The sequence below is a fragment of the Actinospica sp. genome (genome assembly GCF_035552695.1).
GTDB lineage: Bacteria > Actinomycetota > Actinomycetes > Streptomycetales > Catenulisporaceae > Actinospica.
The window spans coordinates 35,374-45,099 of sequence record NZ_DASZKT010000083.1; the positions used below are offsets into that span (position 1 = coordinate 35,374).

Here is a 9,726-nt window from a genome sequence, read left to right on the forward strand (position 1 = left end):
GCGCCCGGCCCGTCCGTCGCCCGCTCCCGCCTGTCGGGCGGCGGGCGGGCCGCGCGCCTTTGCCCAACCCACGTGAAGGAGCCGAGGGTGGAAGAGCTTTCCCTGACGGAGAAGATCGGCCTGCTGACGGGGGCGGACGCGTTCACACTGCCCGCTCTGGCACGGATCGGGCTGCGCGGCCTGCGCACCTCGGACGGGCCCGCGGGCGTGCGCGGGACGAACATGGACCCGGCGGACCGGTCCACCAGCTTCCCCGCCCCGATCGCGCTCGCGGCGACCTGGGATCCGGCGTTGATCGAGCAGGTCACCAGGGAGATGGGCAGGGAGGCCCGGGCCAAGGGCATCGACGTGCTGCTCGCCCCGACCGTGAACCTGGCCCGCACGCCGTACGGCGGCCGCGGCTTCGAGTCCTTCGGCGAGGATCCGGTGCTCGCGGCGCGGATCGCGGCGGCGTACGTGCGCGGGGTGCAGAGCGAGGGCGTGGCGACGACCGTGAAGCACTTCGTGGGCAACGACTCCGAGGTCGAGCGGTGGACGGTGGACGTGCGGGCGGACGAGGCGACGCTGCGCGAGGTCTATCTCGTCCCCTTCGAGGCCTGCGTCACCGACGCCGAATGCGCGGCGGTGATGGCCGGGTACAACCGCGTGAACGGAATCTCGATGACCGAGCACGAGGAGCTGCTGACCCGGATCCTGAAGGACGAGTGGGGTTTCCAGGGCGTCGTGTTCTCCGACTGGTCCGCGGCGCGCGCGACCGTGCAGACCGCGTTGGCGGGCCTCGACCTGGTGATGCCGGGTCCGGACGGGCCGTGGGGCCAGGCGCTGGTCGACGCGGTGGAGGCTGGCCTGGTCCCCGAGTCGCTGATCGATGACAAGGTCGAGCGGCTCCTGCGAATGGCGGAATTCTGCGGCGCTGTCGGCGCACCCGGCGATCCCGCTCCCGCACTGGACGTGCGCAAGGGGCCGCATGCGCGGCGCGACGTGGTTCGCCAGGCGGCGGCGCGCTCGTTCACCCTGCTGCGCAACGTGGGCGAGGCGTTGCCGCTGCCGAGGGAGATCAAGGAACTCGCTTTGATCGGCCCGAACGCGGTACACCCGGTGTATCAGGGCGCGGGCAGCGCGGAGGTGGGCCCAGCGGTCACCATGAGCCCGCTCGAGGGACTGCGCGGGGCCTTGGGCGGCGGGGTGAGCATCACCGTCGCGGAGGGCTGCGCGCACAGCTACCGCACTTCGGGCCCCGATGCCGAGTGCACCGAGGATCCGGTGGACGGCGGACCCGGCGCGCGGCTGGAGATCTACGACGAGGACGACGAACTCGTCTATTCGGGCATTCGTCCGAACTCCGAGTTGACGTTCTGGGACCCGCTGCCCGAAGGCGTCGCCGCGAACGCCAAGCAGCTGGCCCTGAGCACGATGTACACGGCCCCCGCGGACGGCGGCTACCGGTTCGCCGTCGCGGGCATCGGCGAACTGCGCCTCGACATCGACGGCGAGCTCGCGACCGAGACCATCGCGCCGCAGGTGAACGACCCGATGGAGGTCTTCTCCCAGCCCTTCGAATCCGGCGTCGAACGCGACCTGCGCGCCGGGCAGCGGGTACGGCTGACGGCAACCGGCAGGCCGGGCGACTACGAGCCCGGATTCGTCCGGTTCCGGCTGGCCGCGCAACGCATTCGCACCGCGCCGGAGTTGATGGGCGAGGCGCTCGCGGCCGCCGGTGAGGCGGACGCCGTCGTAGTCATCGTCGGCCCGGCGCCGGGCGAGGAGAGCGAGGGCTACGACCGCAGTACCTTGGCGCTGCCGGGCCGCCAGGACGCACTCATCGAAGAGGTCTCGGCCGTCTGCCCGCGCACCATCGTGGTGGTCAACAGCGGCATGCCGGTGCTGATGCCGTGGGCCGAACGAGTGAGTGCGATCCTCCAGATCTGGTTTCCGGGACAGGAGTTCGGCCTCGCGCTCGCCGACGTGCTGACGGGCGATCAGGAACCGACCGGCCGGCTGCCGGTGAGCATCCCGCGCACCGAGCCGCTGGTGCCGGTGGGCATCGCGAAGCCGCACGAGGGGGCCCTGCGGTACGAGGAGGGCCTGAGCGTCGGCTACCGGGCGTACGCGCGGACCGGCATCGACCCGCGCTATCCCTTCGGCCACGGCCTCGGCTATACCGAATGGGACTACGAGGAGGTCCAGCTGCCGGTCGGCCCGGTGCACGCGGGCGCGGACGTCGAGATCGGCGTGACCGTGCGGAACGTCGGCCCGCGGCAGGGCACGGAGACCGTGCAGGTGTACCTGACCAGGCCGGTGGACGGCGTCAGCGCGCTCGCCGCGTTCGGCCGGGTGGTCGCGAAGCCCGGCGAACGCGCGCGGATCCGGCTGACGCTGCCCGCGCGGGCGTTCGCGCACTGGGACGAGTCACGGCACGCGTGGGCGCAGCCCGACGGGGCGTTCCTCGTCAAGGTCGGCCCGTCCTCGCGTGAACTGCCGCTGCGCGGGGAACTGCTGGTGGGGTGAGAGCGGATAATCCCCCTGCGTCCTGGCGACGAGGTCAACTAGGCTCCGCTGGTATGGAGGAGATCGATCAGCGGATTCCCGACCCGCGCCAACTCGTCGCCGTGCTCGCCGACACCACCAAGCTGCGGGTCTTCTCGGCGCTGGTGCTCGCCGAGCCGGCCGAGGGGCTGACAGCCGCTCAGGTGGCGCAGGCGACGGCCGTGAGCCAGGCCGAGGCGCGGCGCGCACTCGCCAATCTGACCGCGGTCGGGCTGGCCAGGCACGCGGGCGAGGAGCGCTTCCTGGCCGCCCCGGACGTGTTCCGCAGCACACTCGGCGAGCTCAACCGCAAGCGCGACGAGGCGGCGGCGAAGGCCTTCTCGACCACCGACCCGGCGCGGCTCTCCGTGCTGCTCAACTGCTTCCGCGACGGCAAGCTCGTGTACCTGCCGGAGAAGTTCGGCAAGCGGCAGATCGTGCTCGAGGAGATCGCGCAGGCCTTCGAGCCCGGCACCCGGTACGCGGAGGCCGAGGTGAACATGATGCTGCGCGACCTGTACCCGGACTTCGCCGCGCTGCGCCGCTATCTGATCGACTCGGCGTTCCTTTCCCGCGAGGACGGCTTCTATTGGCGTTCCGGCGGGACTGTGGATGTCTGAACCGAACGGCGGGGGCGTACGTTGTTCGCGGTTGAAACAGTGAGTCGAGACGCCAGCTGAGGACGCATCCATGCCGTATACCGTGTTCGGTCTGCCCACGCACGTTCTGATCATCCATGTCACGGTCGTCGGCATTCCGCTGGCCTGCCTCGGCGTCCTCGCGATCGCGATCCGCCCGGCCTGGCGCCGCAGGTTCGGCTGGTGGGTGGCCGGGCTCTCCGTGATCATGGTCCCGGTGACGTACGCCACGCAGCTCGCGGGCACCCAGCTGTACAACCACAACTCCTATCTGCAGAGCGTGGCGGCGCAGCACAAGGCGCTCGGCAGCACACTGGTCTGGTTCGTCGCCGCGGTGGCCGTGCTCGCGCTGGCGCTGGAGCTGGCCGAGAAGCGCGGCTACGCGGACCACCACGCGACCATGGTCGTCATCGCGGCGCTGGCGATCGGCGCGAGCGCGATCTGCCTCGTGCGCGTGGTCCAGGTCGGCGACTCCGGCGCGCGGGCCGCGTGGGGCGGCATCGTGCAGACGACGCACAAGTAGCGCGAGAACGCCGAGAGCCCCTGCACCCGCGGTGGATCGGGTGGGGGGCTCTTCGACGTTTGATGGAGCTTGTCGTGTGCTGGAGCTTGTTCAGGTCAGGCGACGACGCCCTCGACGGTCACCGGTCCGTCCGGCCACCGGCGAAGCGCCACCCGGTCACCCGGCTTGGGCCATAGGCGTCCGACGGAGCGGGCGCGCGCGACGGCGAGCAGCAGGGTGGCGCAGTAGGTCGTGGCGGTGGCGCCGAGTTCGGTCAGCACCAGCGCGCCGACCGGATCGCAGGTCATTATCCGGCCGGGCAGCAGGCCCGGCGCGAGGCGGGCGAGCTCGGCGATCTCCGGCTCGCTCCACCCGAGTCCGTCGTTCATGGGCTCGGGGGTCTCGGCGGCCTCGGCGGCGGTCGTCATCCGTCGGGACCGGGTGCGGGACGGTCGGCAGGGCGGCACAGGGGTAGGCGCTGGGCCTGCCGCGGAAATCGCCTGTGCCGACATGGATGCCTCCGTGGTACTCGATCGCTGGGGAGCGGTTTCGGGTTGTCAAATATCCGCTCATGGGCTGAGCGTACGGTTTGTCTCACTGAATCGAAGATTCTAGGGGGCCGCCGCGACGCTGTCGCTGAATTTTTATCCGAGCCGGGCCCATCCGGCCAGCCCGAGCGCGCCACCAGGCCCGCAGTACCCCGATCGGGTTCCAGAAAACGGGCAAGTGGCGACGAAAGGACGTTGGAGCGGTAACGATCCGGCAAAGCGGCGCTCACCCTACGCGGCCAATCCATCACGCGGAGCGTAGGGTGACGCCGTATCGACCGGCCGGCGTTCGGGGCCCCGCCTTTCCCTTGTCTGGAGTGATGCCGCGATGGTGTCCCACAAACGGACGAAACGCATGAACGGCTCCGGCTCCGTGCGCGGCGTGCGCGGGGTACGCGGGGTGTGCACCGTGACCTCGTCGGCCGCAGCCGTGGGCGTGGTGGCCGGGGTGTGCGCGCCGGGCACCGGCCAGGCCGTCACGCTCGATTCGGTCAAGGCCGAGGTGCAGAGCCTGCGCGCGCAGTCGGAGACGGCCACGCAGCGGTACGACCAGGCGACCCAGCAGATGGCCTCGCTGCAGCAGAAGGTGAACGCCATTCAGGCCGAGGCCTCGACGATCCGGCAGCAGGTGGATAAGTACTACGGATCGCTGGGCCAATTGGCGGAAACGCAATACCGCGGCAGCGGCATCGACCCCACGCTGCAACTCATGTTCGCGCAGCAGCCCGATGAATTCCTGCAGCGGGCCGTCAGCCTGCAGGCGCTCGGTCGCGGCGAATCCGTCGGCCTGCGGACGGTCGTGCAGCAACAGCAGCAGCTCACGCAGTTTCGCGCGCAGGCCTCGCAGGCCCTTGAGCAGCAGGCCACGATGGAGCAGCAGGCGGCCGCCGCGCGCGCCGAGATCCTCGCCGAGCAGCAGCACGCGCAGTCGCTGCTCGGCCAGTTGACGGCGGCTCAGCAGCGGTCCCTGGACTACTCGGGCGTGACCGCCGAGCAGATCGCGTCGGTGCCGCAGCCGCTCGGCCGGGCGGCGCTGGCGATCGACTTCGTCGAGTCGAAGCTGGGCCTGTGGTACGAGTGGGGCGGCACCGGCGACCCGAGCTACGACTGCTCCGGCCTGGTCCAGGCGGCCTGGCAGACGGCCGGCGTACAGCTGCCGCGGGTGACCTGGGATCAGATCAACGTGGGCCAGCCGGTCCCGGCCCAGCTTTCGGCCCTGCAGCCCGGCGATCTGATCTTCTACCTCGACGGCGCGCACGTGGCCATGTACGTGGGAAACGGACTGGTCATCCACGCGCCGACCACCGGCCAGCAGATCCAGTACGGCGAGTGGGACATGATGCCGATCACCGCGGTCAGGCGGATCCTTCCCCTCATGCAGGCTGGCGGATAACGAACTGGAACCAGCGTTCATTCGCACTGGATCAGGCGCGGAATCGGGCGGTAGTATCGCAATCAGGACCCAAGACCTCCGATGAATCGAGTGATCCGAGCCGCGATGCCTACCACCGCCTTGTTCGTCACGTGCGTCAACGACGTGGCCTTCCCGAGCACCGGGATCGCCACGGTCCGCGTACTGGAACGGCTCGGGGTCGCGGTCGACTTCCCCGAGGCGCAGACCTGCTGCGGCCAGATGCAGTACAACACCGGGTATCCGGCCGAGGCCAAGCCGCTCGCCGAGAAGTTCGCGCGCGATTTCCGCGGGTACGACGCGATCGTGGTGCCCTCCGGCTCCTGCGGGGCCTTCGTCCGCGACATCCATCCGCGGCTGCTCGGGAGCTCGGCGCCGCCGCCGGTCTACGAGCTCACCGAGTACCTGCTCGACATCCTGGAGACCGCGGACGTGGGCGCCTATTTCCCGCATCGCGTCGCCTATCATCCGACCTGTCACAGCGCGCGCCTACTGAAGCTCGGGGATCGCCCGGCCCGGCTGCTCAGCCGCGTCGAGGGCCTTGAGCTGGTCGAGCTGCCCGGAGCGGAGGAGTGCTGCGGCTTCGGCGGGACCTTCTCGGTGAAGAATCCGGACGTCTCGGCGGCGATGGGCGCCGACAAGGTCGCGCACGCGGTGGAGAGCGGCGCCGAATACCTGGTCGCCGCGGACAATTCCTGCCTGATGCACATCGGCGGCACCGCACGCCGCTCCGCCGCACCGGTCAGGACCCTGCATCTCGCCGAGGTCCTCGCGTCCACCAAGGACGCGCCGTACGAGGCGGTGGCCCAGTGAGCGGCGGCACCTACCTCGGCATGCCGTCCTTCCCCGCCGCCGCGCGCCTCGCCACGCAGGACAAGCAGCTCCGCGCCAACCTCACGCGCGCCACGCACACGATCCGCGACAAGCGCGCCAAGGCCGTCAGCGAGCTCGAGGACTGGTCCGGGCTCCGCGAGGCGGGCAAGCAGATCAAGGACCACACCCTCCGCCATCTCGATCAGTACCTTGTCCAACTGGAGACCAAGGTCACCGAGGCGGGTGGCACCGTGCACTGGGCGCGGGACGCCGCCGAGGCCAACCGCATCGTCGCCGCGCTCGTCAAGGCCACCGGCGAGACCGAGGTGGTCAAGGTCAAGTCCATGGCCACCCAGGAGATCGGCCTCAACGAGGCCCTCGCCGCCGAAGGCATCTCGGCCTACGAAACCGACCTGGCCGAGCTGATCGTGCAGCTCGGCGACGACCTGCCCTCGCACATCCTGGTGCCGGCGATCCACCGCAACCGCACCGAGATCCGCGACATCTTCCGCGCCAACATGGCGCGCTACGGCCGTCCGGCCCCGGCCGAGCTGAGCGACACGCCCGCCGACCTCGCCGAGGCGGCGCGCCTGCACCTGCGCGAGAAGTTCCTGCGCGCCAAGGTCGCCGTCTCCGGCGCCAACTTCATGATCGCGGAGAGCGGCACGCTGGTCGTCCTCGAATCCGAGGGCAACGGCCGGATGTGCCTGACCCTGCCCGAGACGCTGATCTCCGTCGTCGGAATCGAGAAGATCATCCCGAGCTGGCGGGACCTCGAGGTCTTCATGCAGCTGCTCCCCCGCTCCTCCACCGCCGAGCGGATGAATCCGTACACGACGATGTGGACCGGCACCACCGAGGGCGACGGGCCGCGCGAGTTCCACCTCGTGCTGCTCGACAACGGCCGCACCGACACCCTCGCCGACACCGTCGGCCGCCAGGCTCTGCGCTGCATCCGCTGCTCCGCCTGCCTCAACGTCTGCCCGGTCTACGAGCGCGCGGGCGGCCACGCGTACGGCTCCGCCTATCCGGGCCCGATCGGCGCGATCCTCACCCCGCAGCTGCGCGGCACCGGAACCGCGCTGGACGCCTCGCTCCCCTATGCCTCGTCCCTCTGCGGCGCCTGCTACGAGGTCTGCCCCGTCGCCATCGACATCCCGGAGGTACTGGTCCACCTCCGCGCCCGCGTCACCGAGACCGAACCGGGCCACCGTGCCGAGCGCGCCGCCATGAAGGCCGCGACCTACGCGATGACGCATCCCGCCGCCTACCGCGCGGCCGAGGCCGCCGCCGTGCGCAGCAGAAAACTGATCCCGAAGGCCCAAAAGCTCCCCATCGGTCCCGCCAAGGCATGGACCGAGTCCAGGGATCTACCGGAACTGCCTCGACAGACTTTCCGGCAGTGGTGGAAGGAGACCCACCCGTGACGGCCACGGCCCGCGAGGAGATCCTCGCCCGCATCCGCCGCGCCCTCGCCGACGTGCCCAAGGACGAACCCGCTGGGATGGCACGCGGTTACCTTCACGAACACGGCACGCGCACCGCGGCCGAGACCGTCGACCTCCTCGCCGAGAACCTCGCCGACTACCGCGCGCAGGTCCACCGCGGCAGCGAGGCCGAACTGCCCGCCATGATCGCCAGATTGCTCACCGAACGCGGTTCCACGAGCGTCGCCATCCCCGAGGCGCTGCCCGAAGCCTGGCTGAGCGAACTGCTCCCGACCGTCACCCTCGTCCCCGACTCTCCCGAGCTGACGCCGCAGCGGCTGGATGAGGTCCAGTCCGTGATCAGCGCGTGCGCCCTGGCGATCGCCGAGACCGGCACCATCGTCCTCGACGGCGGGCCCGGCCAGGGCCGCCGCCTGCTGACCCTCGTGCCCGACCACCACATCTGCGTCGTACGCGTCCCCGACCAGGTCGTGACCTCCGTGCCGCGGGCCTTCGAGCACGGCCGCCTCTCCCCCGTCCGCCCGCAGACCTGGATCGCCGGACCATCCGCCACCAGTGACATCGAACTCGACCGAGTCGAGGGAGTGCACGGCCCCCGGAAGCTGGACGTCATCCTCATCACCGCCGCCGCGTAACACGTTCGGCGGACCCGACATGCGCGGTGCCATCCCGCGGCCGTCTCCTGGAACGGAGTGGGCGGCGCGAAACGGGATGGTGGTCCAAGGTGTTGGGACAGGCTCTGAACGGACGGCGCGTGACTCGGCGGCGCGGCCGGGTGGTGGTGGCGGTGACGACGGCCGCGGCCACGCTGCTGGCGGTCGGAGCGCTGGCGCTCGGCGGTTGCTCCTCCTCGGGCGGTTCGAGCTCGTCGAGTTCAACGTCGACCGCGAATACCGGCGGTGCGAACCTGCAGTCCAACTACGAGAACGTCATCGCGACGGTGATGCCCTCGGTCGTTTTGATCACGCTGCCCTCCTCACTCGGGTCCGGGATCATCCTCGACACCAAGGGCGACATCGTCACCAACAACCACGTCGTCGCCGGAGCGTCCGATTACAAGGTGACGCTGTCCACCTCGAGCCAGACCTACGACGCCAAGCTGGTCAACAGCTTCCCGCAGGGTGACCTCGCCGTGATCAAGCTGACCAACCCGCCGTCCGACCTCAAGCCGGCGGCCTTCGCCGACTCGTCCAAGGCGGTCGTAGGCCAGATCGTGCTGGCGATGGGCAATCCGATCGGGCTCTCCAGTTCGGCGACGGACGGGATCATCTCCGCCACCGGGCGCAGCGTCACCGAGCCGCAGAGCTCGGACACGCCCGCCGCCACGCTGACGGACATGATCCAGACCTCTGCGTCGATCAACTCGGGCAACAGCGGCGGCGCGCTCGTCGACCTGTCCGGGGCGGTGGTCGGGATTCCGACGCTGACGGCCGTGGACCAGACCCTCGGCGGTGCGCACCCGGGCATCGGGTTCGCCATCTCCTCGGACACCGCGAAGCGGATCGCCGACCAGATCATCGGTTCCGGGAAGGTTACCGACTCCGGACTCGCCTCGCTCGGCATCACCGGACGGTCGCTGATCGACGCCAACTCCAGGCCGGTCGGCGTCGGCGTGGTGGAAGTCACGTCCGGCGGCCCGGCGGCGAACGCCGGAATCGTCGCCGGCGACGTCATCACCTCGCTGAACAAGGTCGCCGTGACCTCGATGGACGCGCTGTCCGCCGAACTCGCGACACTGAAGCCCAGCCAGCAGGTGCCAGTCGCAATCACCAAGCCGGACGGCTCGAACAGCACCGTCACCGCCACCCTCGGCACCCTGCAAGCCTCCTGACCAGATCGA

General features: G+C 70.2%; 9 protein-coding genes. 8 read left to right on the plus strand and 1 reads right to left on the minus strand.

Annotated features, from left to right (window positions below; translation table 11 throughout):
- The first annotated feature begins 87 nt into the window (after positions 1-87).
- The 3 genes from VG296_RS10980 (at position 88) to VG296_RS10990 (ending at position 3,687) form a co-directional block, all read left to right on the plus strand.
- The gene (locus VG296_RS10980) at positions 88-2,508 is read left to right on the plus strand and encodes a beta-glucosidase (protein WP_325565543.1); all 2,421 of its coding nucleotides are present in this window, start codon (positions 88-90) and stop codon (positions 2,506-2,508) included.
- A 53-nt stretch (positions 2,509-2,561) separates the two neighbouring features.
- Entirely contained in the window at positions 2,562-3,146 is a 585-nt protein-coding gene (locus VG296_RS10985; protein WP_325565544.1) for a DUF2087 domain-containing protein, read from the plus strand.
- A 70-nt stretch (positions 3,147-3,216) separates the two neighbouring features.
- Positions 3,217-3,687, plus strand: coding sequence for a DUF2231 domain-containing protein (locus tag VG296_RS10990; protein ID WP_325565545.1), 471 nt, complete (start codon positions 3,217-3,219; stop codon positions 3,685-3,687).
- Positions 3,688-3,782: 95 nt separating this feature from the next.
- Here the strand turns inward: VG296_RS10990 and VG296_RS10995 are convergent, their stop codons facing one another.
- Positions 3,783-4,094 carry a hypothetical protein gene (locus tag VG296_RS10995; RefSeq protein WP_325565546.1) on the minus strand — a complete coding sequence of 104 codons (312 nt, stop codon included), beginning with the start codon at positions 4,092-4,094 and terminating at the stop codon, positions 3,783-3,785.
- Positions 4,095-4,569: 475 nt separating this feature from the next.
- Between VG296_RS10995 and VG296_RS11000 the strand changes: the two genes are divergently transcribed.
- From VG296_RS11000 to VG296_RS11020, 5 genes are all read left to right on the plus strand, one after another.
- Entirely contained in the window at positions 4,570-5,607 is a 1,038-nt protein-coding gene (locus VG296_RS11000; protein ID WP_325565547.1) for a C40 family peptidase, read from the plus strand.
- Positions 5,608-5,712: 105 nt separating this feature from the next.
- A complete protein-coding gene (locus VG296_RS11005; protein ID WP_325565548.1) occupies positions 5,713-6,438 on the plus strand; it encodes a (Fe-S)-binding protein in 726 nt (241 codons plus the stop codon).
- Positions 6,439-6,458: 20 nt separating this feature from the next.
- The gene (locus VG296_RS11010; RefSeq protein ID WP_349259523.1) at positions 6,459-7,865 is read left to right on the plus strand and encodes a LutB/LldF family L-lactate oxidation iron-sulfur protein; all 1,407 of its coding nucleotides are present in this window, start codon (positions 6,459-6,461) and stop codon (positions 7,863-7,865) included.
- A complete protein-coding gene (locus VG296_RS11015) occupies positions 7,862-8,521 on the plus strand; it encodes a LutC/YkgG family protein (RefSeq protein ID WP_325565550.1) in 660 nt (219 codons plus the stop codon). The genes VG296_RS11010 and VG296_RS11015 overlap by 4 nt, the downstream gene beginning before the upstream one ends.
- A gap of 119 nt (positions 8,522-8,640) precedes the next feature.
- Positions 8,641-9,717, plus strand: coding sequence for a S1C family serine protease (locus VG296_RS11020; protein ID WP_325565551.1), 1,077 nt, complete (start codon positions 8,641-8,643; stop codon positions 9,715-9,717).
- Positions 9,718-9,726: the final 9 nt, after the last annotated feature.